Below are 23,172 nucleotides of genomic sequence, written 5' to 3' on the forward strand. Positions count from 1 at the left end.
GTCCGAGCGCCGGCCAGGGGGCGAGCCGCGCGGTGGCGGGGGCAGCGCCGGTGGGCGGCGGGTCGCCCAGGTAGCCGGTCTGGAACAGCTGCGGCGTGCGCTGCTCGCCGCCCACCCGCATGATCATGCCCCGGCCGCGCAGCCGCGACGGGATCGTGGCCGCGTCGGGCACGCCGAGCACCTCGGTGCTGTCGGAAGGCTCGTTCTGCCGCAGCGTGATGCGCAGCGAGATGTTGTTCTTCAGCTCGGGCGAGAGCTTGCCCTGCAACGACTGCGTGGCCAGCACCAGGTGCATGCCGAGCGAGCGCCCCTTGGCCGCCACGTTCACCAGCTCGCGCAGGAAGTCGGGCGAGGTCTCCAGCACCCGGGCGAACTCGTCGAACACCATGACCAGCCGGGGCAGCCGGCCGCCCGCGTTCCAGTAGGCGTCGATCTCCCCGCCGTACCTGGCCAGGATCGCCTCGCGGCGGCGCACCTCCGCGCGTACGGAGGCCAGCACCCGGCGCGCCGCGCTCTCGTCGAAGACGTCGGCCGCCGTGTCGCCGGTCGAGCGGATCAGCCCGACCACGTGCGGGCAGTGCTCGAACGGCAGGAACGCGCTGCCGCCCTTGAAGTCGACCAGCACCAGGTTCAGCTCGTCCGGCCGGTTGGCCAGCAGCAGCGAGGTGACCAGCGTCTGCAGCAGGATGCTCTTGCCCGCGCCCGTCGCCCCGCCGAGCATCGTGTGCGGCCCGTCGGCGGCCAGGTCCACGGTCACGGGCCCGGAGCCGTCGGCCCCGATGCACACCCTGGTCGTCGGCCCCGGATCGGCGGCCCAGCGCGCCAGTACGGCCTCCGCACCGGGAACGGGCAGGCCCAGGGCGTCCAGCAGGCGTACGGAGGCGGGGATGACGCTCTCGGCCCTGGCCAGCGTGAGCCGGTCGCGCATGGGGGCGACCGCGCGGGCGATGCGTTCCGCGGCCTGCTCCCCGAGGCTCTCCGGCTGCACCGACACCGGCAGGCCCTGGCGGCCCCTGGTGAGCAGCATGCCGGCGCCGTCCAGCTCGCAGACGCCGCGGCACTCGTTCAGGCTGCGCTGGTCGGCGCAGATCACGTACACGCCGACGGAGGGGCCCTCCCTGAGCACCTCCTTCATGCCCGGGATGTCACGTAACGCGCGGGCTCCGTCGAGCACCACGACCACGTCCTCGGCGAAGCGGCGGTCCCTGACCTTGAGCCGCTCGGTGACCAGGTCCTTCAGCTCCTCGATCCGCTCCGTCCTGGTCTCCGGCGTGTTGCCGATCAGGCAGGGGACGGGGGCGTCCACGTTCAGGTGCGGCAGCCAGCGCGCCCAGGCCAGGTGCTCGCCTCCCGACGCGGTGATGAGGACGAGACGCAGTTCGTCGGGCGCGCGCAGCGTGCCGAGCTGGATCAGCAGCCAGCGCAGCAGCGCGTCCACCGGCTCTGGCGGGCCGATCACGCCCAGCACGCCGATCTCGCGCAGGTCCACCATGACGGGCACCCCGCGCAGCGCCGGCTCGGCGAAGCCGGGCCACGGCTCCCCGTCGAACGCGATCGTGGCCGGCTCGTCGGCCACGCCGACGCGCAGCGTCAGGCCGTCGGGGGAGTCGGCGTTGCGCGGCCACAGCCCGGGACCCTCGTGGGTGGCGGCGAACGTCAGGTCGACCTCGTCGGGCGCGACCACGTGCCGCAGCCACTGCTCGTGCACCACGTGCTGCCGCATCCGTTCGACGGTCTCGTGTTTGCGCTGGTCGAACTCGCGTTCCTTCTTCCTGCGCTGCCGTCCCTCGACCCACTGGGTGGCGAAGAACGTGATCGGCGTCAGAATTCCGAAAAGCAGAAAATATGGACTTTTCAACAGAATGGCCATCGCGACCGCAATGGGCAGCGGAAGAAGTGAAGAAAGGAGCGCCACGGCGATATTGCGCGGGGGCGTCTCGTTCCTGGGCAGGGTGAGGCGGGCGCCGGGAACGGCGGGGGCGGGGGAGAAGGCCCGGTCGAAGTCGATGTGCCCGTCCCTGCTGGGCGTGGTCCGCAGCCGGGCGGACGGCAGCGGCGCCCAGCGCAGCCGGTCGTCGCCCACCTGGAGCACCCCGTCGGGCCGTAACAAGGCCGGGCCGCGCACGGGGAGCTCGTCCACCAGCGTGCCGTTGCGCGAGCCGAGGTCGACGACCGTGGCCTCGCCGGTCCACGACACGTCCAGCCGGGCGTGCCGCCGGGAGACCTTGTGGTCGCGCGGCAGGCTGATGTCGGTCCACTCGCGGCCGATCACGTGGCTGCCGGGGCTCAGCCAGACCACCTGGCCGGCGTCGGGCCCGGCGAACACCCGGACGGCTCCCGCCGCGGCGAGGGGACGCCAGGGCGGCACCCGCTCGGGCTCGCCGACGCTGATCGTGACGCCCGGCACCAGCGGGCTGTCCGCGACGGTGGCGTCGGGGTCGAGCTTGCCGCTGCCGACGTAGCACGGGCGGCCCTTGACGGGGAACGGCAGCGCCCGCAGCAGGGAGCCGACCGTGGTCTCTGGCTCCGCCGTCACCTCGACGTCGGCGGAGGTGGAGGCCGCTGGATCGCGGATCGTCAACCGAATGATCATGATCCCCTCTCCAGGGGACTGAAGCACGATTTAACGGATATTTCTAGGGATGTGGCGAGACGGGCAAACTACCTGACCCGGAGGCTCGGCCGAGGCTAGAGTGTCAATTCTCAATATCAGCGGAGCGAGCGCGATATTTCATGATATCCGCCGCGCGAGGGAGCACGCCCCCACGTGAATCACCGCGTAACCGACGAGGCCATGGTCCGAGCCCTCTATCGCGAATACGGCGCCCCCTTGATGGCCTTCGCCATCAGGCTGACGGGCGGCGATCGGCGCTGGGCCGAGGACGTCGTCCAGGAGACCCTCGTCCGCGCCTGGCGCAACATCCACGATCTCCGTACGGACTCCGGCTCATTGATGCCCTGGCTGGCCACCGTCGCCCGCCGCGTCGTCATCGACAACCGCCGCCGCTCCGGCTCGCGCCCCCTCGACACGGTCGAGGACATCTCGGACCGCGTCCAGCCCGTGGCGGCCGAGGACGAGCGGTTGCTCAGGGAGATCGTCGTGACCGACGCGATGATGTCGTTGTCCCCGGCCCACCGTCAGGTGCTCACAGAGACGTTCCTGCTGGACCGCAGCGTCCAGGAGGCGGCGGAGACGATCGGCGTGCCCGTGGGCACGGTGAAGTCCCGCGTGTACTACGCGATGCGCGCGCTGCGCGTCGCGCTTGAGGAAAGGGGGGTGACGTTGCCGTGATCGGACAGCGTCACAGTAACAGGGGGGTGACGCCATGACGGAGGTACACCACGAGGACGTGGCCGCGTACGCGCTCGGCCTGCTCAGCGACGACGAGCGGGCCGCTTTCGAGCGCCATCTCGGCACGTGCCCGATCTGCGCCGCCGAGGTGGGGTCGTTCGCGGCGATGGGAGAGCTGATCAAGGGTGTGCACCCCGACGATCTGCTGCCGCATCCGCCGGACCAGCAGGTCGAGTCGCTGCTGGTACGCCGTGCGGCCACCGAGCGCAGGCGCCGCCGCTTCCACCGGGGGTTCATGAGCGCCGCCGCCTGCCTCGTCGTCGCGGCCGGGATCTTCCTCGGCATCAGCTCCTTCACCAGCGGGCCCAATCCCGACAGCATCCACAGCCCGGCCAGGGCCCTGCTCATGACCGGCCGCACCTACGCACTGAACGATCCCTCCACCGGGGTCTCGGGGCTCGTCGGCGTGGAGGACAAGGGATGGGGGACCCATGTCGCGCTGGAGCTCAAGGGCGTCAAGGGGCCGCTGCAGTGCCGGCTGATGGCAGTCGGCGACGACGGCCGCTCCGAGGTGGTGGCGAGCTGGGGCGTGCCGGAGAAGGGGTACGGCGTGCCGGGGGCCGAGGATCCGCTGCTGCTGCACGGCGGCACCAGCCTGCCCCAGTCCGAGCTCAACCACTTCACGGTCCAGACCTTCGACGGCCGGATCCTGGCCTCCGTCGCCGTGTGATCCGGTCCAGATGATTGTTCGGGGAGGGGCAGTATCGGTCGCCGGCTCACAACGCCTGGAGCAGGGCGCGTAGCTCGCTGATCTGCTTGGGCTCGGCGATCCCGTCCCACGGTGACAGGGCGGCCAGGCCGGCGTCCTGGTGCTCGGCCGCCCTGCCGCCGCGCAGCCTGCCCAGGTGCAGGTGGGCCAGCGCGGTGCTGACCCCGAACGGGGGCAGCCTCGGCTCGGCCTCCTCCAGCAACGCCACCACGGTTTCGGCCGCGTGCCCGGGGCCCTCCAGCAGCACCCCGGCCCGCTGCACCAGGCAGCGGGCCCTGCCGGTCTCGTCCGCCGTGTCCGCGTAGAGCTGCTCGGCCTGCTCCAGGTGGGAGCGGGCGTCGAAGGACTGGCCCAGGTAGTGGTGGGTGAGCGCGAGGAGTTCGTGGGCGTGCGCCTGCGCGCCGGGGTCGCCGGCCCGTCTGGACAGGTCGAGGGCGCGGAACAGCACGGCCCTGGCGTCGGCGTACAGGCTGCGTGCCTCCGCGCCCCTGCCGTCGTGGTCGAACGTCTGGCCCTTGCGCATGAGGAGCGCGGCCACATTGGTCATCCTGATCGCGTGCCCGGTGACGTCGCCGCCGGACAGCGCCTGCCCGTACCGTACGAGTGCCGACTCCACGGCGGTGAACTCGTCGCCGCCCGCCAGCAGCAGCGCGGCGTGCTCCAGGTGCAGCTCGGCCGGCCACGACCCCACCCTGACGCGCAGCTCGGCCGCCTGGTTGAAGTGCTGGCGGGCCTTGCGCGGGTCTCCCCAGGTGAGCTGGATCGCGCACTGGCGCAGCTCGGCCGTGGCCTGCACGCGTTCGTCCCCGAGCGCCTTCGCGGCGGCGGACAGCGCGGCCGCCGCGCGCAGGCGGTCCTCGTGCCGCTGTTCGAGCCGGAACCAGGCTTCCAGGCCGTCCGCGATGCGCCCGAGCGCGCGGCCGGTCTGGCGTCCCGGCACGGCGCCGGCCAGGACCTGGAGCAGCACCCGGTCCTCCATCGCGAACCAGGTCCTGGCCTCGTCGGCGGGCAGCCGGGCGGCGTAGGCGGCGGCCTGCTCGGCGAAGTGCTCGACCAGGCGGCGCCAGGCGGCGTTCTCCCGTGGCGTCCCGGCCGCGCCGCTGTCCCTGAACGCGCCGGTCACCCTGACGCGGGTCATCCGTACGTTCTCCACCAGCCCGAAGTCCGCCAGCTCGGTGATCGCGTCTTCGGCGGAGGGCACCCCGAGCAGCGCGGCGGCGGCCTGGTGGTCGACCTCGGCGATCGGCAGCCCGGCCAGCAGGATGAACAGCTGCTTGGCCGTGGGCCGCAACTGCTTGATGCTCAGGTTGAGCACGAAGTCGAGCGTCTTGTCGATGGACAGGTTCCGCAGGTCGTCCACCAGCGACTGCAGCGGCACGTTGGGGTTGCCCGCCAGCCAGCGGCCGACCCTGACGATCTCCAGAGGGCTGCCCAGGCAGGCGTCCACCAGCAGCGCGAGCGCCTTCGGATCCCGGGTAACGCGGTCGTCGCCGATGTGGCGGGCCAGCAGCGCCCGCCCGGCCTCGGGGGCGAGCGGGCCGAGCTGGATCGGCTCCGCGTGCTGCGGCAGCTCGTCGGAGAGCGTGCCCGCCACCACGATGTGCGCGCCTGGCACCCTGGTCGGCAGCCAGTCGACCTGGCTCCACGTGCTGACGTTGTCGAGCAGCAGCACGCAGCCGGTGCCGGTGAGAGCCTCGATCACCTGCGCCGTGGCGTCCTGCGGCTCCTGGATGGCGCCCGGCGGCCGGTTGAGCGTGCGCAGCACCCGCTGGGCGACGCTCAGCGGCGTCTCCGGATGGTTCCTGTCGGGGCCGCGCAGGTCGGCGTAGCGCTGCTTGCGGGCCTCGCCGGCCAGGTCCCACATGGCCCTGATCGCCACCGAGGAGGTGCCCGAACCCATGACGCCCTGCACCACGACCAGGCCGCGTTCCAGCGCCAGGTCCTTGATCTGCTGGAGCTCGGTGTCCCGGCCCACCAGGCCCTCCGGGCGGTCGGGGAAGGGCATGGGGGCCAGGGCGGGGCGGGCGGGGCGTTCGCGGCGGCGGCGTACGAGGTGGGTGATCCAGCCGGCCGCGATCGGGAAGGGCAGGGCGAGGACCGCCAGCAGCCAGGTCGGCAGGTCGCCCGCGAGCTGCTTGATCAGCTCCTCCTGGAGCAGCAGGAAGGTGCCGCCCGCCGTCACCAGGCCGCCCAGGCCGAGCTCGGGCAGGTGGGCCGTGGCTCGCCGGTGCAGCCGCGACAACCGGAAACCCAGCCGGTCCTTCCGCGAGATGTCCGTCATCGCGGCACCTCCCGGCGGCCCGGCCGGTCGTCGTAGGAACCCGTCATCGCCGCACTCCTCGCGTCAGCCCACGGTAGAGGCGCCGGGCGGTGACGGCCACCACGAGCACCGGGACCGCGGTCGCGATCACCGCTTGCGCCGCCAGCGGGCTCGCGGCGCTCATGAAGTGGCGGGCCTGCTCCAGCAGGATCAGCGGCAGGTGATCGCCCGACGGCCAGTTCAGCAGCAGCCCGACGACCGCGTCGTTCCAGACCAGGACGAACGCCAGCACCCCGGCCAGCACCACGGCGGGCCGCGCCTCGCGTACGACGTGGAACAACTCCCAGCGGTCGCGGGCCAGCATGGGGGCGGGCACCTGGACGAACGCGTTGTGCAGGACCAGCACCGCCAGCGGGATCACCAGCGCCGCGTGCACGATGGCCAGCGCGGGCGCGGTGCCGATCGGGCTCAGCCAGCGCTGCAGCGGCACGGCGAACGCCTGCGGGGGCAGCGCGGCCAGGGCCACCGACACCAGCAGGACGGGCCGCCAGGCCCGGCGCGGCAGCAGGTGCTCGTGGGCCAGCACGTACGCGGCCGGCACCGCGGCCAGCAGCACCACGCACACGACAGCGAAGGCGCGCAGGAACGTGGTGCCCAGCGCGGCGGTGAACCCGTCGTCGGCGAAGGCGTCGGCGTACGAGGTGAGCGTCCAGGGACCGCCGCTCCACCACCCCGACCGGGCGGCGGCCTCCGGCTTGCGCAGGGACGTGAGCAGCAGTGCGACGAACGGCAGCAGCCACAGCCCCGACACCACCGCGCACAGCGGCCACAGGCGCCGCCCGCGCGCCGCAGGAGGCGCGGGCGGCGCCGGCTCGGACCAGCTCACCCGCCCCCGCAGCCCGAGCAGCCCGAGCGAGGCCGCCCCCGCCACCAGCAGCGACATCAGCACCGCGAGTGCCGCGGCCCCCGCGTCGCCCAGGTCGTCGTTGTGCCGCCACCAGAACAGCCCCCCGCCCTCGACCAGCGCCTGCATCGACCCGGGCGCGCCCATCAGCACCAGGTCGAACACGCGGGCCGCGGCCACCAGCGCGAACACGTACGCCAGCGCGGCCGGCCCGGCGAGCGCGGGCAGCACCACGGACCAGATCCTGCGCCGCCGGCGCACGCCGAACGCCCTGGCCATCCGCAGCAGCCCGGCCGGCAGCCGCGCCAGGGCCTCGTGGAAGACCAGGAACGCGATCCCGGCCCACTGCCAGACGAACGCCAGCCCGAGCACCATCCAGATCCAGCCAGGACCGAGGAAGGGCGTGTCGGAGCCCAGCAGGGCCGCGAACAGCCCCCGGTGGTGATTGGTGTCGAACAGCAACCGGAAGATCGCCCCGGTGGTGAGCGGGGAGACCACGGCCGGCAGGACCAGGACGACGCGCAGTACCCGGCCGGGCAGCGGGCCCGCGTTCCTGGCCAGCCAGGCCAGGCCCAGCCCCACGGCGCAGACGACCAGGACCAGCACCCACCACAGCAGCGTGTTGCCGAGCGCCTGCCAGGCGTGGACGTCGCTCAGCACACCGGACCACGCGCCCGGCTCCGAGAGGCTGATGCCCACGGTCACCAGCAGCGGGGCCAGGATGACGCCCGCCGACAGCAGCACCGCGAGCAGCAGGTAGAGGGAGGCGTGCCGGCGGCTGAGCCGGTGCCCGACGGCCGGCACCCCCGCGTCGTGGTGCGGCGCCACCTCGAACAGGAACGCGTTCCGCTCAGTCATCGCGCACCTCTAAGCACGACAGCCCCCTCGCGTACCGGCCGCTCACCCGTCGCCCTCCCCGGCAGCGGCCACGATCTTGTGGCGGGGGGGGGGGGGGGGGGGGGGGGGGGGGGGGGGGCCGCCCGCCCGGGCGGGGGCCGCCGCCTCAGCCGCGACCTCGGTGAACAGCTCGGTGAGCACGCGCCACAACCCCCTGCCGTCGCCGCCCTCCAGCGGCCCGATGAGCCGGTCGGACAGGTCGTAGTGGCGGTTCGCGCCCTGGCTCAGCTCTTGCGCGGGCCCGGCCAGCAGCGGGTGGGACGGCCGGCTGAACGGCGTCAGGAAGCCGCCGTCGTCGACCCAGGCGGTCAGCGCGTCACGTTCGCCCGGCACCCGCGGCCTGGTCAGCCAGTCGACGAAGGTGACGGCGTCGGGACCGCCGCCGCGCATGGCCACCGCCACGTCGCCGCCGACCACCAGCGGCGGCTCCTTGCCCTGGTGGGCGGGGAAGCGGAAGTGCTCGGCGACGTCCGCGCCGCCGTGCAGCTCGATGACCGGCAGCGCGAAGTCGGGCGCGGCGACCAGGTCGGCGGTGCGGTAGGTGAAGACGTCGAGGATGGAGTCGTGGAACTGCATGGTCAGCGCCCGCCGCCCCTGCTCGGGGGTGAACGCCTCACGCCAGATGCCGGCGAGCAGCGTGAGCGCCTCGGTCACCTGGGTCACGCCCCACCAGTCCGCGTTGCCCTTCCCGGCCGGCGGGAAGAGCCCGTCGTAGACCTCGGGGGCGTAGGCGAGCAGGACGTTCTCGAACCAGTCACTCAGCACCCATCCGTCGGCCGCCCCGATCGCCAGCGTGCCCGGCGCCGGCCTCCAGGTGGCCAGGTCGGCGGGCTGCGTCTGCTCTCCCGCGCGATGCCACACGAGCGACTTGTGCGCGAGCTTGAACCAGGTGCCGAGTTCCTCCCCGCTCCCGTACGGCGTCACGAGCCGCCGCCAGAACCCCGGCTGCGTGTGGCCGCCCTCCCTGGGCCGGACGCGGGGGCGTACGAGAGGGTCGAAGAGCAGCCCCAGCCGGGGGATGACCGCCACGTCGGGGATGACGTCCTGGGCGGGCCCGCGCAGCAGGGCGCTGATGTTGTCGCCGGCCGAGTAGACGCTGACGGGCCTCCTGAAGCGCTCCACGAACGCGTCCACCACCCGGCGGAACCTGCCTAACTCCGCCCCGCTCCAGACCACGGCGACGCGCAGCGGCGGCAGCGTCGCGCAGCCGGCCAGCGCGGCGCCCGACATGACGCCCGGCACGGTGGCGAGCAGCGCCCTACGGCTGAGCGGCATCTTCGATCTCCCAGTAGTGAGAAGGGGAGGCGAGGCTGGCCACCCTGGTCCTGTCGTCGGTGACGACGAGCACGGCGAGCCCGGGGTCGGCGCCCAGGGCGCCGCTCACGGCGGCGTGGCAGGGCCCGCAGCCCGTGCGGTCCTCGATCACCATCACCTTCACGGGCAGCAGCCGGCACAGGGCGCGGGCCAGTGCGACGCTCAGCCGCTCGTCGTGGGCGAGTTCGTGCGGTCGTGAGCGGAGAAAGCCCTGGATGTCCAGCCGCCTGGCCATGTACGCGATCCGCCCGTGCACGAACGACGGCGCCAGGTCGTCGCCGGCGGCCAGCGCCAGGTTCCGTTCGACGGTCAGGTGCGGTAACAGCCCGGCGTTCGCCGGGACCAGGCCGATCTCGCGCTCCGCGGGCAGCCGCATGGTGACCTCCTCGCCGCCGACGCGGATCCGGCCGCCCAGGGGCATCTCCAGGCCGAGCAGCAGATCGGTGAACGCGTCGGCCTCGGCGGCGTCCGCGGCCACCACGACGGCGGTCTCGCCGGGGTCGAGCGTGAGCGGATCCGGGGCCAACCGGCGCCTTGTCCCGCGCGGGTCCCAGGTGAGGCCGGTGATCTCCAGAAGTGACACGTGTGCAACCGCCGTGAACTCGCGATGTCATCCGCACTTGACGTTTTCACAGTCGGTGGATCACGGCAACGTGGTTGCCCGATCCCGCTACGTGCTCGCCGCTCGATCCGTCACGTACCGAACAACTACCGCCGGCTACCGCTACGCGCTCGCCCGCCTCGCGGCGAAGTGGGTGCGGAACCAGTCGGTGGCGTGGCCGGCCACGGCGTCCAGCGCGCCTGGCTCCTCGAACAGGTGGGTGGCGCCGGGCACGATCATGATCCGGCTCTCGGCGGCCAGGCGTTCCTGGGCCTCCTCGTTCAGCTCCAGCACCACCGGGTCCCGGCCGCCCACGATGAGCAGGGTCGGCGCGCGTACCGCCGCCAGCCTCGGCCCGGCCAGGTCGGGCCGGCCACCGCGGGAGACGATCGCGGCGACGTCGTTGCCGGGCGTGGCCGCCGCCCACAGGGCCGCCGCCGCTCCGGTGCTGGCGCCGAAGTAGCCGATGGGCAGGCCCACCGCATCGGGCTGCTCGCGCGCCCACGCGGTGCGTTCCAGCAGCCGCCCGGCCAGCAGCCCGATGTTGAAGACGTTCGACCTGTCGGTCTCCTCCTCAGGGGTGAGCAGGTCGAACAGCAGCGTGCCCAGGCCGGCCTCGTTGAGCGCGCCGGCCACGTACCGGTTGCGCGGGCTGTGCCGGCCGCTGCCGCTGCCGTGCGCGAACAGCACCAGGCCCTGCGCCCCGTCAGGAACGATCAGATCGCCGGACATGCGTCCCTCCTCTCGCCGCACGCTGCCGCTACCCGGTTACGGACAGCTCTATCAGCTTCCTAGCTGGGCATTTACTCGATATGGAGACCGAAACCGGGCGCAAACCCGTACCCGCCGGCTCCCCGCTCGAACGCATCGTCTCGGGCGGCGCGTCGGCGCTGGCGCTCGTGCGCAGCATGGGGATCGGGCGCTGGCTGCGCATGGAGCGGGAGGTGCTGGCCCAGACGGTCAAGGTGACGGGCGCGTGCGTGCTCGGGTGGTGGCTGGCGGCGTACGTGCTGCATCTGGACCTGCCGGTGCTCGTGCCCATCGGCGTGCTGCTGACGGTGTCGGCGACCGCGTACAGCACGCTGGTGCGAGGCGCGCAGCAGGTCATGGCCGTCGTCGTGGGCGTGGCGGTGGCCACCGCGCTGGTCTGGCTGATCGGCGTGAACGCGGTGACGCTGGCCGTGCTCGTGATGGCCGGCCTGGTGGTGTCGCGCCTGCTCAACCTGCCCGCCCAGAACGTCCAGATCCCGATCTCGGCGCTGCTCGTGTTCGCCCTGGGCAGCAGGTACGGCTTCGAGCGTCTCGCGGACGTGCTCCTGGGCGCCGCCATCGGCATCGCGGCGAACCTCCTGATCGCGCCCCCGCGCCATGTGGACAAGGCAGGCAAGGAGCTGTGCGGCCTGTCCGCCGAGCTGGGCGACCTGGCCGACGACATCTCGCGCGGGCTGCGGGACGGGTGGGACGCGGGGATGGCCCGCGAGTGGCTGGAACGGGCGAGGACCCTCTCGCAACGGCTGGAGGACACGGAGCAGGCCGCCGAGCAGGCGGCGGAGTCGGTACGCCTGTCGCTGCGCCGCAGCCGCTACGACCGCAGCCTGAACCAGGTGGCCGAGGCCGCCACCTGCCTCGACCACGCCTGTCACCAGCTCAGGAGCCTCGCCAGGGGCCTGGTCGACCTCATCGCGGGAGTCCGCGGCCTGCCTGGCGAGCGTGGGGCCGACCTGCCCGAGGCACTGGCGGACGAGCTGGCGGCGCTGGCCCGCGTCTTCCGCGGCTTCGGGCACCTTCAGGTCGGCCGGGGCCGGAGGGAAGACCTGGCGGACCTGCGCGCGGCCCTGGAGGAAGGGGAGCGCCACCAAAAGCGGCTGGTGACCACGTTCCGGCAGACCAGGCACGCGGAGCTGGGCTCGCTGCAGGGAGCGCTCCTGGACGCCTGCGCGCGCATCCGCCACGAGTTCGACCCGGACTCGGGCCCGCACACCCTCGCCTTCCCGGCGCATGATTGATCCGTGCCGGAACATCCTGAGCCCGACTGCTGGCTCCACCCCCACCTGGAGACGCGTCCCTCGGGCATCGAGGGCACGGGCCTGTTCGCGACCGCCGCCGTACCCGCCGGCACCGTCGTCGCCCGGATGGGCGGTCGCCTGGTGGACGACGGCGAGCTGCGCCGGCTGATCGCCGCGCCCGGCTACGTCGACACCATCACGGTGGACGCCGGCCGCCACCTGGTCCTGCCACCCGGCCGCCCCATCGGCAAGAGCAACCACAGCTGCGACCCGAACCTGTGGTGGACCGGCCCCTACACCCTGGCCGCCCGCCGCGACCTGGCCCCCGGCGACGAGGTCACCAACGACTACGCCACCAGCACCGCCGAGCCCGGCTTCACCCTCGACTGCCGGTGCGGCACGGCGCTGTGCCGGGGCCGGATCACGGGGGAGGACTGGCGCCGCCACGAGCTCCAGGAGCGTTACGGCGAACACTGGGTCCCGGCCCTGCGGCGGCTCATCGCCCAGCCCTGAGCGTGGTGCCGGTCCTGCTGGGGCTCATCTCCCACGTCCAGGACGCCGGTGCCTGGCATACTGCTCTGATGTCCGATTTCGCCGAGTTCCGAGCCAAGGGGCGTGAGGCCCTGCTGTCCGGCCGGGCCACCCATGACAGCCCCATGGTCGAGGGCGGCCTTCGCTGGGGAGCCGCGGCCGTGCTGCGACCCGAGGGCGAGGTCATGACTCGCATGACGGAGCTGGCCGCCACCCTCGACGCGCCCGGCCACTGGGTGCACGGCGGCCGGACCCTGCACGTCACGATCAGGTCGCTGGAGCCGTACCGGGAGCACATCCCCGTGGACGACCCGCTGCGCCGGGCCTACGGCGCGGCGCTGGCGGAGGCCGCCGAGGACCTGCCCCCGGCCAGGGCGTATTTCGCGGGCGTGAGCCCGCACCCAGGCGGCGTCCTGGTGGGCGTGCACCCGCTGGACGAGACCATGGAGACGCTGCGCAAGCGTTTCTCCGGCGCGCTGGACGCGCGCGGCGTGCGGGACCTGGACCACGGCCGCGTCCGCGACCTCTGGTACGTCAGCCTGCTGCACTTCGCCGCCCCGCTGGCGGATCCCGGGCGGATCGTCGAGTGGTGCGACGCCCACGCCGACGCGGATTTCGGCACGGCCGAGCTGCCGACGGCGGAGATCGTCCAGTTCGTGCTGACGGGCACGACCGTCCGCGTCGGCAGCCTGGAACAGGTCACGCTGGGAACCGCCTGATCTCGGCGTTCAGCCCAGCAGCAGCGCCGTGACGAAGTGCAGCAGGTGCCAGGCCACGTAGGCGCTGAGCGAGCAGAACGCCCACTCCTTGCCCCGCCCGATCCTGGCGATCCAGCGCAGCTCCTCGGCCGGCTCGCGCCGCGCCCGCAGGCTGCCCGCGACGAAGCACGCCGAGATCAGCCAGGCCGCCCCCGACACCGCGACCAGGGTGAGCGAGAGCGCCGTGAGCACGGGCGAGCCCACGGGAAGGTCGGGCGGCAGGAACTGGCGGCCCCAGACCCCCGCGACCCCGGCGAGCACGACGGCGGTGATCCGCCTGTCCTTACGCGCCTGTCGCTTGAGCCATTGCAGGTCTCGACGCAGATGATTCTTGAGCATCCGGATCACCTCCGAGTGGAGTAGCTGGCCCTGCCAGCTAACGAGAAGATCCGGAAAAGATCTGCGACCTCTGATTTCAAGTTTCCCGACTTATGTCGGCATTTCACGACAAATTGCGGATTTCCGCGGCGACGCGCTGCGCCTCGAAAACGTCGCCCACCTCTTCCAGCGTCCGCCTGGCGTCCCGGAGATAGGACAGCGCCGCCCCGCGCCGCCCCAGCCGGGCCGAGATCAGCCCGAGCGCCCGCAACGCGCACCCGTGGTCGCGCCGCGTCCCGCACTCCAGGTGCACGTCCCTGGCCTGCCGGGCGTACACCAGCGCCTCGTCCGCCCGGTCCAGGTCGAGCAGCACCATGGCCAGCGTGGTCAGCGCCGCCGCCCACCGGTCGCGGGTGCCGGTCTCGTTCTGCAGCTCGGCCGCCTCCCTGGCCGGCTCCAGCGCGCGGGCCGGCTCGCCCGCCGTGTGCAGCGCCGTCGCCGTCGACAGCAGCGCGCTGGCCCGGTTGTCGCGCAGTTCCTCCCTGATCTCCAGCGACGCCGTGGCCGCCCGCAGCGCGGAATCGTGCAGCCCCAGCGACAGGTACGTGTACGCCAGCGTCTCCTGCACGTCGGCCTCGGCCCGCCGGTTGCCCAGGCCCTGCACGATGTCCAGGGCTTCGAGCGCGTACACGAAGGCCACCTGGGGCAGGCCCTGCCGCCTGCGCACCCGCGCCAGCCGGTTCAGCATGCGGGCCTCCACCGGCTCGTCGTGGATGACCCGGCTGATGACCAGCGCCTGGTTGAGGTAGTCGTCGGCCCGCTGGTAGTCCGACAGCCGCCAGTGCACCAGCCCGATGTCCCCCAGCGTCTCGGCCTTGCCCTGCTCGTGGTGGAGCTCGACCTGCACGGCCAGCGCCTGCTCGTAGTGGGCGAGCGCCTCGTCGTAGCGGGAGCTGTTGCGGGCGATCCGGCCGAGCGCGCACAGGGCCCGGCCGCAGCCGTACTGGTCGCCGGTGGCCGTGTAGCCGGCCAGGGCACGTTCGGCGTCGCGCCGCGCGTCGTGCTGCAGCCGCAGCAGGTCGTAGCTCTCGGCCAGGCAGAGCAGCGTCTCGGCCTCGGCGTGCTCGTCGCCCAGCTCGTGGCAGATGGACAGCGCCTCCAGCCCCTCGGACAGCGCGGCGTGCGGCTCGCCCAGGTTGCGCTGCACCGTGGCCAGGATGATCAGGCTCTGGGCGGTGCCGCGCCGGTCGCCGAGCTCCTCGCGTACGTCGAGGGCCTGGCCGGCGTACTGCAGCGCCAGTTCGTACCGTTCCTGCGACAGGTGCAGCCGCGACAGCGCGTGCAGGCTGCCGGCCACGCCCGCGCGGTCGCCGATCTCCCGGTAGAGGTCGAGGGCCTCCCCGGCGCAGGCGAGCGCCTCCTCGCTGTTGCCCGCGATGCCGTGCACCTCGGCCAGGTCGTTGAGCGCCCGCGCCCGGCCGACGCGGTCGCCGAGCGAGTCGAAGTCGGCCAGCGCCTCGCCGATGAACCTGGCCGCCAGCGTCGAGGGCCCGATGTCGCGGTGGATCGAGCCCAGATGGCCGCGCATCAGCGCGATGGCCCGCCGGTTGCTCACCTGCATCGCGCAGGCCAGCCCGCCCTGCTGGATCTCCAGGTTGTTCTCGTAGTACCGCAGCCGCCTGAACGGCTCGAACACCGCCTCCGCCAGCCGCCAGGCCATCCCGTGCGCGCCGCTCTCCTCGGCCAGCCGCACGACCGAGACCAGCGAGCGCCGCTCCGCCTCGAACCACTCGCGCGGCGTCTCCGGGTCGGATGCCACCGCCAGGTAGTGATCGAGCAGCCGCGCCCTGGCCTCGCGCACGCCCGCCTCCGCGTGCCGGCCGAGCTCCCTGGCCAGCCGCTTGACCAGGTCGTGCACCCGGTAGCGGGGTCCCGGCAGCGGCTCGACCAGGTACGCCCGGTGCAGCCCCTCGACCGCCAGCACGGCCTCGCTCACCGGCGCGCCGAGCGCCGCGGCCAGCACCTGGGGCGTGAAGTCCCGTCCGGGCAGCAGCCCGACGTGCCGGAACGCCCGCCGCTGCGCCCGGCTCAGCGACTCGTACGCCAGGTCGAGCGCCGACCTGAACGCCTCCTCCGGATCGCCCACCAGCAGCCGATCGGGCCTGCGCAGCTCGCGCACCCGCGAGCGCACGCTCAGCCCGGGGTTCTCGGCCAGCTTGGCCGCCGAGATCCGCAGCGCGAACGGATGGTACGAGCACACCCGCGCCAGCTCGGCCAGCGCGTCCCGGTCGGCGGCCCTGGGCGAGCCCTCACCGAGCACCGCCACCAGCAGCGCCACCGCGCTGCCCGGGTCGAGCACCGGCAGGTCCATGAGGTCGGCGTGCCCGGTGGCGCGCAGCGGCGCCATCCGCGTCCTGCTGGTGACCAGCACCACGCAGTCCCCGCTGCCCGGCAGCAGCGCGCGCACCTGCGCGGGGTCGGCGGCGTTGTCGAGGATGAGCAGCAGCCTGCGCCCGGCGATCCTGCTGCGGTAGAGGAGCATCAGCTCGGCCTCGTCGGCGGCGGGCATGTGCTCGCCGACGCCGAGCGAGCGCAGGATCTGCCCGAGCGCCTCGGCCGGGTTCATCGGCGGCTGGGTGGGCGACTGGCCGCGCAGGTCGATGACGATCTGCCCGTCGGGGAAGCGGTCGGCGTGCAGGTGGGCCCAGTGCGTCACCAGCGCGGTCTTGCCCACGCCCGGCAGGCCCTGCACGACCATGGTGTTCGTCCTGCTGGGGCGTTCCAGCCAGGCGGTGAGCTGCTCCAGGCTCTGGTGCCGTCCGGTCAGGTCGGGGACGGTGGGGGGCAGCTGGCGCGGCTTCGGTACCTCGCCCACCGGCAGGGGCTCGGCCGGTCCCGCGGGGCGCGACAGGAACGGCGTCACCCGGCCCTGCCACGGCGCCGACAGGTGCTCCCAGCTCCCGGCGGCGGCACGCAGCGCGGAGGGGGCGGCGATGCGCAGCCGCCGGTAGGCGGGGGGGGGGGCCGCCGTCCCCCACCCGCGGGTAGCCGGGCCGGACCAGCCAGCCCCGCCGCGCCCACTGGCCGAGCTGGCGCTGCACCACGTCGGGCGAGGTGCCGACCATGTCGGCCAGCGTCTCGGTCGACAGCGGCGGCGGCGACTACGAGGCCAGCCCGTAGCGCTCGTCGAGGTGCAGCAGCCACACCGCCAGCCGGGCGGCGACGGGGGCGCGGCCCAGTGCCTCGTGCCTGCGGGCGGCCACGTTCCTGGCGAACAGCTCCTGGACCAGCGCCCCCGCCACGGCCGTCCCGGCGCCGGCGCGCTCGCGCAGCCGCCGCAGGTCGATGGGCCAGACCCGCACCTCGGTCAGCGCGTCCACCCGGACGCGGTCGGCGGGGCTCCAGAAGGCCAGCTCGCCCACGAGGTCGCCGTCGCCGCGCAGGTCGTGCACGACCTCGCGCTCGCCGGCCGGGCCGTACTCGCGGGCGTAGCCGTAGTCGATCACGTACACGCTGGTCGCCGGCCGTAACGGCGAGCAGATCACCTCGTTACGGCGGTAGAGGCGGGGACGCGCGCCCTCGTCGACCAGCGACCTGAAGAACCCCATCGGACACCACCCCCTTCAGGACGGCGGTGTCCCCGACGTGACAGCGGTCGCGCGGCCCGTACGGCGACCTGTCACATCAGTGGAGCGCAGCGGGAACCGGCTGTCAATCAGCTGCCGGCGGCGGGTCAGACGTTGGCGGCGTCGGCCCGGTCGGGCACGAATCGGTAGCCGACATTACGGACGGTGCCGATCAGGGATTCGTACTCGGTGCCGAGCTTGGCGCGCAGTCGCCGGACGTGCACGTCGACCGTCCTGGTGCCGCCGAAGTAGTCGTAGCCCCACACCTCCTGCAGCAACTGGGCCCGGGTGAAGACCCGGCCGGGGTGCTGGGCGAGGTATTTGAGCAGCTCGAACTCCTTGAAGGTGAGGTCGAGCACGCGCCCGCGCAGCCGGGCGGTGTAGGTGGCCTCGTCGATCGACAGGTCACCGCTGCGGATCTCGTCGGGCACGTCTTCGGCCGTGGCCTGCGAGATGCGGCCGGTGGCCATGCGCAGCCGCGCCTCCACCTCGGCCGGCCCGGCGCTGTCGAGCAGCACGTCGTCGACGCCCCACTCGGCGGTCATCGCGGCCAGCCCGCCCTCGGTCACGATCACCAGCAGCGGGCAGTCGATCCCGGTGGTGCGGATCAGCCGGCACAGGCTCTTGGCCTGCACCAACTCCTTGCGCGCGTCGACCAGGACGGCGTCGGCGGGTGGAGTGTCGATCAGGGCGGACGCCTCCGCGGGAGCGACGCGGACCGAGTGGAGCAGCAACCCGAGCGCCGGGAGCACCTCGGCGGACGGCTCGAGGGCGTTGGTCAGCAGCAGCAGGTTGCTCATTACGGCCTCCTCAAACGCGCAAGGACCCGGGGGCTTCGTCGCCCAGGTCCTGTAGGTGAGGATATCCCACGAGTAAGTCGCGTCCATTGCGCGTCCGACTGGTGAACAGCGCGTCAACCGAAACATGCTTGTTAAGGACGGCGCACAATGGACGCAAACCGATTGTGAGGCAAGGCATGGCCACGGGAAAAATACGTTATTGGGCGGCGGCCAAGGAAGCGGCCGGTGTCGCCGAGGAGTCGTTCGACGCGCTCACGCTTGGTGAACTCATGACCAAAATCACACAAAATCGTACAGAACTGGCCCGAGTGGTCCGGCGCTGCTCGTTCTTGATCGACGGCACTCCGGTCGGCCGCCGTCCCCATGACGAGGTGGTCCTCGGCGACGGCGCGACGGTGGAGGTGCTGCCCCCCTTCGCCGGGGGGTGACGCGGCGCTTACGGGGGTGATGCGGCGCTTTACGGGGGAAGGAGCATGCCAGTCGGTAGGCTTCTGACCCCCGCTCATGACAGGGAGCCCCATGCGCAAGCTGATCGTTTTCCTGATCGTGCTCATCGTCCTCCTTGTCGCCGTCGACCGGGTCGCCGTGGCCGGGGTCGAGCGCGACCTGGGAAACAGGATCGCCGCCGCGGCCGACCTGTCCGGCCCGCCGACCGTGTCCATCGAAGGCATACCGTTTCTCACTCAGGCCGCGTCGGGGCACTATCCGGAGGTACGGTTCGATCTCGGCACCTTCAACTACGGAGGCGTGCCGGTCAAGAACCTGCGGGGCGCCGCCTACGACGTGACGGCGCCCCTCGCCGACGTCCTCCAGAACAGAGCCAACATCGAGGCCCGTCGCGTCACCATCAGCGGCACCCTCACCAGGGCGACGATCGACAAGTACGCCCCCGAGGGCGTCAAGATCGGCGGCAACGGGCGGCGGCTCACGGCCTCGGGCGAGGTGACGATGGGGGTGAACAAGGTGAAGTTCGACGCGGAGATGCGGATCGAGGTCGCCGACGGCGGCATCAAGCTCCAGGCCGAGAAGATCCAGGGCGTGCCCGTGCCCGGCCAGCTCGCGCAGCTGATCTCCTACACCATCCCGTTCAAGGGGAACCTGCCCTTCGACGTCAAGGTCACCGGCGTCAAGAGTGTGGCGGAAGGGCTCGAGTTCTCCGCCGAAGCGTCTGACGTGCCGATCCGTGGATGAGGCTGAACCGCTTCGCCCCGCCGTTCGTGATGAGGGTGTGAGTACAGCAGGCACCGCCGACGAGGAACTCGTGAGGACCCTCTTCGACGAGCACGCTGGGCCCCTGTACGGCTACGTTCTGCGACTGACCGGTGACTCGGGGCGGGCGGAGGACGTCGTCCAGGAGACGCTGCTGCGTGCCTGGCGACATCCCGACGCGCTGTCCGACCGTCCCATCCGCGCGTGGCTGTTCACGGTGGCCCGTAATCTCGTCGTCGATCAGCATCGCGCGAAGAAGGCGAGACCGCAGGAGACCGGTGACGAGGCGCTGGCGGTGCTGCCGGCGGACGACGAGCTGGAGCGCGCGGTCGAGTCGTGGGCGGTGGCCGGGGCGCTGGCGGCGCTGCGGCAGGAGCACCGCGAGGTGCTGCTGGAGGTCTACTACCGGGGGCGATCGGTGAAGGAGGCGTCGGCGACGCTGGGCATTCCGCCGGGCACGGTCAAGTCCCGTACCTACTACGCGTTGCGCGCCCTGAAACTGGCGCTGGAGGAACGGGGGCTGGCACCGTGATGACGTGCGAGGAGGTGCGGATCGCGCTGGGCGCCCACGCCCTCGGCGCGCTCGACCCGGAAGAAGCACTGGAGATCGACCACCATCTGGCCACCTGCGAGGCGTGCGGCGCCGAGCTGGTGGAGCTGGAGGGCGTGAGCGCCTTCCTGGGCAAGGTGTCGGAACGCGACGTCGAGCTGGTGGCCAGCCCCCCGCGCCAGGTGCTCGACCGGCTGCTGAACGACCGCGCCAGGCGTAACAGGCGCGGCCGGATCCTGATGTCCGTGGCCGCCTCGGCGGCGGTCCTGGTGGTCGGCGGCACGGTGTGGTTGAACGTCCAGGTCAGGCCGTCCTCCGACTCCGCCGCGGCGGGGGCGCCTGCGGACGTCCGGAGCCCCCGGTCGGTGGATCCGGACGCGCCCCGCGTGCTGCAGGACGACGGCTCCGCCGAGCGGGCCGCGCCGGCCGAACCCGCCCCGGCCGAGTCGGCCCCGTCCGAGCTGGCGCAGCCGCGTAAGGCGGTGCCGTCGGCGAGCGCCACCGGGCAGGCCGAGAGCGACGCGTCGCCCTACGGCGCGGCCACGCGGCAGCCGTCCGCGAGCCCCATGCCGAGCCGGAAGGCGGTCGAGAACGGCCGCGAGTTCAGCGGCGCCAACAGGGTCGCCGACTACCGGGCCACCGTGCTGGCCTGGCCGACCGGCACGGGCACCGAGCTGGGCGTACGCGTCAGCGGCGTGCCGGTGGACACGAGCTGCGCCCTGGTCGTCGTCGGGGTCGACGGGCGGCGCGAGACCGCGACGGAATGGGTGGTCAGCCGGGAGTCGTACCAGGACAAGGCGGTCTTCCGCAGTGAGACGACGATGAGCGTGCGCGAGATCGCCAGGTTCGAGATCGTGGATCGGAAGGGCGAGCGGCTGGTCGTGGTGCCCGTCCCGGCGAAGGCGCGCCGATAGTCGCCATCTGCCTGGAAGCAATCGCGGGCGTCCGTGGTTGCATCGAGGGATGACGGGATTGTGGGTGGTGCTGGCGACGCTGGCGCTCGGGACGCTGATCGGGGTGATCCGCCTGCGCCGCGACGGCCGCATACGCGACACGGGGGCCTCTACTGGGGCCGCTACTGGGGCCGCCACTGAGGCCGGTGCGGGCGGCGAGCGGCTGTCCGCCGCCGACCTCGGCTCGGGGCTGGGCGAGCGGGCCACGCTCGTGCAGTTCTCGACCGCCTTCTGCCAGCCCTGCCGGGCCACCCGGCGGATCCTGGCCGACGTGAGCGAACTCGTGCCCGGGGTCAGCCACGTCGAGATCGACGCCGAGTCCCGGCTCGACCTCGTCCGCCGGCTGGACATCATGCGCACCCCGACCGTGCTGGTGCTCGACCAGGCGGGTGTGATCGTCAAGAGGGCGGCCGGTCAGCCGCGCAAGGCCGACGTCCTGGCCGCGCTGGCGGGCGCCGTACCGGAGTCGTGACGGTGAGCCCGACCGCGAGCCCGACCGCGAGCCCGACAGCAAGCTCGGCTGTGATGCAGGTCACATTCGTCTCACCAACCGGACGAGATGTGACAGATGTCGAGACGCCGAGTAGTGTCGTGCCCATGAACCCGACGACAGAGCTGCTGACGAAGCGGCGCGCGGTTGATTTCTGCCGCGTCGCCACCGCGCTCTGTCGCGCTGCCTGAGGACGATCTCGCGCGGACTTTCGATCCGCCCCAAATCGACCCCTTCAGGAGCATCCCGCGATGCGTGCCGATCCTAGAGCGCTGCGCTTCGGCGCGGCCATCACCACCCTGGTCCTCGCCTCCGTCCTGGTGACGGGGAGTTCCTGGTTGCTCGCCGCCCAGACGGTGGTCTTCGCACTCGGACTGGTGTGGCGCTCACCGTACGCGATGCTCTTCAAGGCGCTGGTCCGCAGCGCCCCGAAGGAGACCGAGGACGCCCGCCCGCCCCGCTTCGCCCAGGGGGTCGGACTGGTCTTCGCGGTCGTGGGTCTGGCCGGATATCTCACCGGGATCACGCCGCTGGCCCTCGTGGCCACGGCCGCGGCTCTCCTCGCCGCCTTCCTCAACGCAGCCTTCGGATTCTGCCTTGGCTGCGAGATGTACCTGCTCATTCGCCGTCTACTGCCCGCCGCCAAAATGGAGGTATCCCAATGAGCCGCTCCGCCGCCCTGGTGGACGCCGACTGGGTCGAGGCCAACCTCGACACGCCCGGAGTCGTCCTCGTCGAGGTCGACGAGGATGTCAGCGCTTACGACAAGGGCCACATCCGTGGCGCCGTGAAGGTCGACTGGCGCACCGACCTACAGGACCCGGTGCGCCGCGACTTCGTGGACAAGACCGGCTTCGAGGCCCTGCTGTCCGACCGAGGCATCTCCAACGACGACACCGTCGTGCTCTACGGCGGAAACAACAACTGGTTCGCGGCCTACGCCTACTGGTACTTCAAGCTTTACGGCCACCAGAACGTGAAGCTGCTCGACGGCGGGCGCAAGAAGTGGGAGCTCGACTCGCGCGAGCTGGTCCGCGACGTGCCCGAGCGGGCCAAGACGCAGTACGTCGCCCAGGAGCAGGACACCGCGATCCGCGCCTTCCGCGACGACGTCGTCAGCGCGATCGGCAAGCTCAACCTGGTCGACGTGCGCTCGCCCGACGAGTTCACCGGCAAGCTGCTGGCCCCGGCCCACCTCCCGCAGGAGCAGGCCCAGCGCGGCGGCCACGTGCCCACCGCGCGCAACATCCCGTGGTCGAAGGCGGCCAACGACGACGGCACGTTCAAGTCCGACGACGACCTGCGCACCCTCTACCAGGAGGCCGGCGTCAACTTCGGCAAGGACACCATCGCCTACTGCCGCATCGGCGAGCGCTCCGCGCACACGTGGTTCGTGCTGCACGAGCTGCTGGAGCAGGCCAACGTGAAGAACTACGACGGTTCGTGGACCGAGTACGGCTCGCTCGTGGGCGTGCCGATCGAGCTGGGGGAGGCCCGCTGATGTCGAGCGCAGCACAGGGGTGCGGAGCACCCGAACAGACCATCGCGTTGCCGGCCGGGATCGACCTGGCCAACCAGGCCGTGATCCAGGGCGTCGTGACCGGCGCCGGCACCGCCTACGCGCGGCTGCTCGACCACTCCGGTGAGTTCACCGGCGAGGTCGTGGTGTCCGACGACGGCATCTTCCGCTTCTTCGCCGCTCCCGGCGACTGGACCGTCCGCATCATCGCGGGCGGCGGCGTCACCAGGGACGTCCAGGTGGAGGCCAAGCTGGGCGAGGTCGCCCAGCTCGCGGTGGCCGTCTGACCCGCGACACGTAACGAGAGGCCCGCGTCCGTCACGGACGCGGGCCTCTCGCGTGCTCGCTCGCGGGCGGGGGTTCCCGGCCTGCTCG

The 23,172-nt window shown here is 72.5% G+C and carries 24 protein-coding genes; 14 read left to right on the forward strand and 10 right to left on the reverse strand.

Annotated features, from left to right (window positions below; all coding sequences use genetic code 11):
* A partial coding sequence (locus tag ABFX54_RS08970; RefSeq protein ID WP_346103093.1) for an FtsK/SpoIIIE domain-containing protein occupies positions 1 to 2,593 on the reverse strand: 2,593 nt, incomplete at its 3' end.
* 174 nt (positions 2,594 to 2,767) lie between these two features.
* Here ABFX54_RS08970 and ABFX54_RS08975 point away from each other — a divergent pair.
* Together ABFX54_RS08975 and ABFX54_RS08980 are read left to right on the forward strand one after the other, a co-directional pair.
* Entirely contained in the window at positions 2,768 to 3,292 is a 525-nt protein-coding gene (locus ABFX54_RS08975; protein ID WP_428834514.1) for a sigma-70 family RNA polymerase sigma factor, read from the forward strand.
* Positions 3,293 to 3,326: 34 nt separating this feature from the next.
* Entirely contained in the window at positions 3,327 to 4,022 is a 696-nt protein-coding gene (locus ABFX54_RS08980) for a zf-HC2 domain-containing protein (RefSeq protein WP_346103095.1), read from the forward strand.
* A 46-nt stretch (positions 4,023 to 4,068) separates the two neighbouring features.
* On the opposite strand, the gene ABFX54_RS08985 is transcribed toward ABFX54_RS08980, so the two are convergent.
* The 5 genes from ABFX54_RS08985 to ABFX54_RS09005 all read right to left on the reverse strand — a co-directional run bounded on the left by ABFX54_RS08985 (position 4,069) and on the right by ABFX54_RS09005 (position 10,769).
* Positions 4,069 to 6,342, reverse strand: a complete 2,274-nt coding sequence (locus ABFX54_RS08985) for a tetratricopeptide repeat protein (protein WP_346103096.1) — start codon at positions 6,340 to 6,342, stop codon at positions 4,069 to 4,071.
* 43 nt (positions 6,343 to 6,385) lie between these two features.
* On the reverse strand, positions 6,386 to 8,083 hold the full coding sequence (locus tag ABFX54_RS08990) for an ABC transporter permease subunit (RefSeq protein ID WP_346103098.1): 1,698 nt from the start codon (positions 8,081 to 8,083) through the stop codon (positions 6,386 to 6,388).
* 42 nt (positions 8,084 to 8,125) lie between these two features.
* Positions 8,126 to 9,397 (reverse strand): hypothetical protein, encoded by a 1,272-nt coding sequence (locus ABFX54_RS08995; RefSeq protein WP_346103100.1) that lies wholly within the window; start codon positions 9,395 to 9,397, stop codon positions 8,126 to 8,128.
* The gene (locus ABFX54_RS09000) at positions 9,381 to 10,019 is read right to left on the reverse strand and encodes an ATP-binding cassette domain-containing protein (RefSeq protein ID WP_346103102.1); all 639 of its coding nucleotides are present in this window, start codon (positions 10,017 to 10,019) and stop codon (positions 9,381 to 9,383) included. The genes ABFX54_RS08995 and ABFX54_RS09000 overlap by 17 nt, the downstream gene beginning before the upstream one ends.
* A gap of 141 nt (positions 10,020 to 10,160) precedes the next feature.
* The gene (locus tag ABFX54_RS09005) at positions 10,161 to 10,769 is read right to left on the reverse strand and encodes a dienelactone hydrolase family protein (protein WP_346103104.1); all 609 of its coding nucleotides are present in this window, start codon (positions 10,767 to 10,769) and stop codon (positions 10,161 to 10,163) included.
* 80 nt (positions 10,770 to 10,849) lie between these two features.
* Here ABFX54_RS09005 and ABFX54_RS09010 point away from each other — a divergent pair, with 80 nt between their 5' ends.
* The 3 genes from ABFX54_RS09010 to ABFX54_RS09020 all read left to right on the forward strand — a co-directional run bounded on the left by ABFX54_RS09010 (position 10,850) and on the right by ABFX54_RS09020 (position 13,293).
* Complete coding sequence (locus tag ABFX54_RS09010) at positions 10,850 to 12,043, forward strand: FUSC family protein (RefSeq protein WP_346103106.1); 1,194 nt, start codon at positions 10,850 to 10,852, stop codon at positions 12,041 to 12,043.
* Between the two features lie 3 nt (positions 12,044 to 12,046).
* Positions 12,047 to 12,556, forward strand: a complete 510-nt coding sequence (locus tag ABFX54_RS09015) for an SET domain-containing protein (RefSeq protein WP_346103108.1) — start codon at positions 12,047 to 12,049, stop codon at positions 12,554 to 12,556.
* Between the two features lie 68 nt (positions 12,557 to 12,624).
* On the forward strand, positions 12,625 to 13,293 hold the full coding sequence (locus ABFX54_RS09020) for a hypothetical protein (protein WP_346103110.1): 669 nt from the start codon (positions 12,625 to 12,627) through the stop codon (positions 13,291 to 13,293).
* A 9-nt stretch (positions 13,294 to 13,302) separates the two neighbouring features.
* On the opposite strand, the gene ABFX54_RS09025 is transcribed toward ABFX54_RS09020, so the two are convergent.
* The 4 genes from ABFX54_RS09025 to ABFX54_RS09040 all read right to left on the reverse strand — a co-directional run bounded on the left by ABFX54_RS09025 (position 13,303) and on the right by ABFX54_RS09040 (position 18,076).
* Entirely contained in the window at positions 13,303 to 13,671 is a 369-nt protein-coding gene (locus ABFX54_RS09025) for a hypothetical protein (RefSeq protein WP_346103112.1), read from the reverse strand.
* A 103-nt stretch (positions 13,672 to 13,774) separates the two neighbouring features.
* Positions 13,775 to 16,525, reverse strand: a complete 2,751-nt coding sequence (locus tag ABFX54_RS09030; protein WP_346103114.1) for a tetratricopeptide repeat protein — start codon at positions 16,523 to 16,525, stop codon at positions 13,775 to 13,777.
* 286 nt (positions 16,526 to 16,811) lie between these two features.
* Positions 16,812 to 17,258 carry a Crp/Fnr family transcriptional regulator gene (locus ABFX54_RS09035; protein WP_346103116.1) on the reverse strand — a complete coding sequence of 149 codons (447 nt, stop codon included), beginning with the start codon at positions 17,256 to 17,258 and terminating at the stop codon, positions 16,812 to 16,814.
* Positions 17,259 to 17,383: 125 nt separating this feature from the next.
* Positions 17,384 to 18,076 carry a response regulator transcription factor gene (locus tag ABFX54_RS09040; RefSeq protein ID WP_346103117.1) on the reverse strand — a complete coding sequence of 231 codons (693 nt, stop codon included), beginning with the start codon at positions 18,074 to 18,076 and terminating at the stop codon, positions 17,384 to 17,386.
* A gap of 176 nt (positions 18,077 to 18,252) precedes the next feature.
* Between ABFX54_RS09040 and ABFX54_RS09045 the strand changes: the two genes are divergently transcribed.
* From ABFX54_RS09045 to ABFX54_RS09080, 9 genes are all read left to right on the forward strand, one after another.
* Complete coding sequence (locus ABFX54_RS09045) at positions 18,253 to 18,504, forward strand: MoaD/ThiS family protein (RefSeq protein ID WP_346103119.1); 252 nt, start codon at positions 18,253 to 18,255, stop codon at positions 18,502 to 18,504.
* A 91-nt stretch (positions 18,505 to 18,595) separates the two neighbouring features.
* A complete protein-coding gene (locus ABFX54_RS09050) occupies positions 18,596 to 19,267 on the forward strand; it encodes an LmeA family phospholipid-binding protein (RefSeq protein WP_346103121.1) in 672 nt (223 codons plus the stop codon).
* Positions 19,268 to 19,304: 37 nt separating this feature from the next.
* Positions 19,305 to 19,817 (forward strand): sigma-70 family RNA polymerase sigma factor, encoded by a 513-nt coding sequence (locus tag ABFX54_RS09055; RefSeq protein ID WP_346103123.1) that lies wholly within the window; start codon positions 19,305 to 19,307, stop codon positions 19,815 to 19,817.
* Positions 19,817 to 20,749, forward strand: a complete 933-nt coding sequence (locus tag ABFX54_RS09060) for an anti-sigma factor family protein (protein WP_346103365.1) — start codon at positions 19,817 to 19,819, stop codon at positions 20,747 to 20,749. Before ABFX54_RS09055 ends, ABFX54_RS09060 begins: the two co-directional genes overlap by 1 nt.
* Positions 20,750 to 20,798: 49 nt before the next feature.
* Entirely contained in the window at positions 20,799 to 21,260 is a 462-nt protein-coding gene (locus tag ABFX54_RS09065; protein WP_346103125.1) for a thioredoxin family protein, read from the forward strand.
* 125 nt (positions 21,261 to 21,385) lie between these two features.
* On the forward strand, positions 21,386 to 21,469 hold the full coding sequence (locus ABFX54_RS56875; protein WP_357918323.1) for a putative leader peptide: 84 nt from the start codon (positions 21,386 to 21,388) through the stop codon (positions 21,467 to 21,469).
* A gap of 60 nt (positions 21,470 to 21,529) precedes the next feature.
* Entirely contained in the window at positions 21,530 to 21,943 is a 414-nt protein-coding gene (locus ABFX54_RS09070; RefSeq protein ID WP_346103127.1) for a DUF4395 domain-containing protein, read from the forward strand.
* A complete protein-coding gene (locus ABFX54_RS09075) occupies positions 21,940 to 22,779 on the forward strand; it encodes a sulfurtransferase (RefSeq protein WP_346103129.1) in 840 nt (279 codons plus the stop codon). Before ABFX54_RS09070 ends, ABFX54_RS09075 begins: the two co-directional genes overlap by 4 nt.
* Positions 22,779 to 23,084, forward strand: coding sequence for a DUF1416 domain-containing protein (locus ABFX54_RS09080; protein WP_106244064.1), 306 nt, complete (start codon positions 22,779 to 22,781; stop codon positions 23,082 to 23,084). The genes ABFX54_RS09075 and ABFX54_RS09080 overlap by 1 nt, the downstream gene beginning before the upstream one ends.
* The last annotated feature ends 88 nt before the right edge of the window (positions 23,085 to 23,172 follow it).

This window comes from Nonomuraea maheshkhaliensis (genome assembly GCF_039529435.1).
GTDB lineage: Bacteria > Actinomycetota > Actinomycetes > Streptosporangiales > Streptosporangiaceae > Nonomuraea > Nonomuraea maheshkhaliensis.

Bases quoted from the DNA above. Each gene is read 5' to 3' on its own strand.
- ABFX54_RS09070 (WP_346103127.1), top strand. From the start codon at position 21,530: ATGCGTGCCGATCCTAGAGCGCTGCGCTTCGGCGCGGCCATCACCACC.
- ABFX54_RS09065 (WP_346103125.1), top strand. From the start codon at position 20,799: ATGACGGGATTGTGGGTGGTGCTGGCGACGCTGGCGCTCGGGACGCTG.
- ABFX54_RS09060 (WP_346103365.1), top strand. From the start codon at position 19,817: ATGACGTGCGAGGAGGTGCGGATCGCGCTGGGCGCCCACGCCCTCGGC.
- ABFX54_RS09040 (WP_346103117.1), bottom strand. From the start codon at position 18,076: ATGAGCAACCTGCTGCTGCTGACCAACGCCCTCGAGCCGTCCGCCGAG.
- ABFX54_RS08995 (WP_346103100.1), bottom strand. From the start codon at position 9,397: ATGCCGCTCAGCCGTAGGGCGCTGCTCGCCACCGTGCCGGGCGTCATG.
- ABFX54_RS08990 (WP_346103098.1), bottom strand. From the start codon at position 8,083: ATGACTGAGCGGAACGCGTTCCTGTTCGAGGTGGCGCCGCACCACGAC.
- ABFX54_RS09010 (WP_346103106.1), top strand. From the start codon at position 10,850: ATGGAGACCGAAACCGGGCGCAAACCCGTACCCGCCGGCTCCCCGCTC.
- ABFX54_RS09080 (WP_106244064.1), top strand. From the start codon at position 22,779: ATGTCGAGCGCAGCACAGGGGTGCGGAGCACCCGAACAGACCATCGCG.
- ABFX54_RS09050 (WP_346103121.1), top strand. From the start codon at position 18,596: ATGCGCAAGCTGATCGTTTTCCTGATCGTGCTCATCGTCCTCCTTGTC.
- ABFX54_RS09005 (WP_346103104.1), bottom strand. From the start codon at position 10,769: ATGTCCGGCGATCTGATCGTTCCTGACGGGGCGCAGGGCCTGGTGCTG.
- ABFX54_RS09045 (WP_346103119.1), top strand. From the start codon at position 18,253: ATGGCCACGGGAAAAATACGTTATTGGGCGGCGGCCAAGGAAGCGGCC.
- ABFX54_RS56875 (WP_357918323.1), top strand. From the start codon at position 21,386: ATGAACCCGACGACAGAGCTGCTGACGAAGCGGCGCGCGGTTGATTTC.
- ABFX54_RS09035 (WP_346103116.1), bottom strand. From the start codon at position 17,258: ATGGGGTTCTTCAGGTCGCTGGTCGACGAGGGCGCGCGTCCCCGCCTC.
- ABFX54_RS09025 (WP_346103112.1), bottom strand. From the start codon at position 13,671: ATGCTCAAGAATCATCTGCGTCGAGACCTGCAATGGCTCAAGCGACAG.
- ABFX54_RS09075 (WP_346103129.1), top strand. From the start codon at position 21,940: ATGAGCCGCTCCGCCGCCCTGGTGGACGCCGACTGGGTCGAGGCCAAC.
- ABFX54_RS08980 (WP_346103095.1), top strand. From the start codon at position 3,327: ATGACGGAGGTACACCACGAGGACGTGGCCGCGTACGCGCTCGGCCTG.
- ABFX54_RS08985 (WP_346103096.1), bottom strand. From the start codon at position 6,342: ATGACGGACATCTCGCGGAAGGACCGGCTGGGTTTCCGGTTGTCGCGG.
- ABFX54_RS09020 (WP_346103110.1), top strand. From the start codon at position 12,625: ATGTCCGATTTCGCCGAGTTCCGAGCCAAGGGGCGTGAGGCCCTGCTG.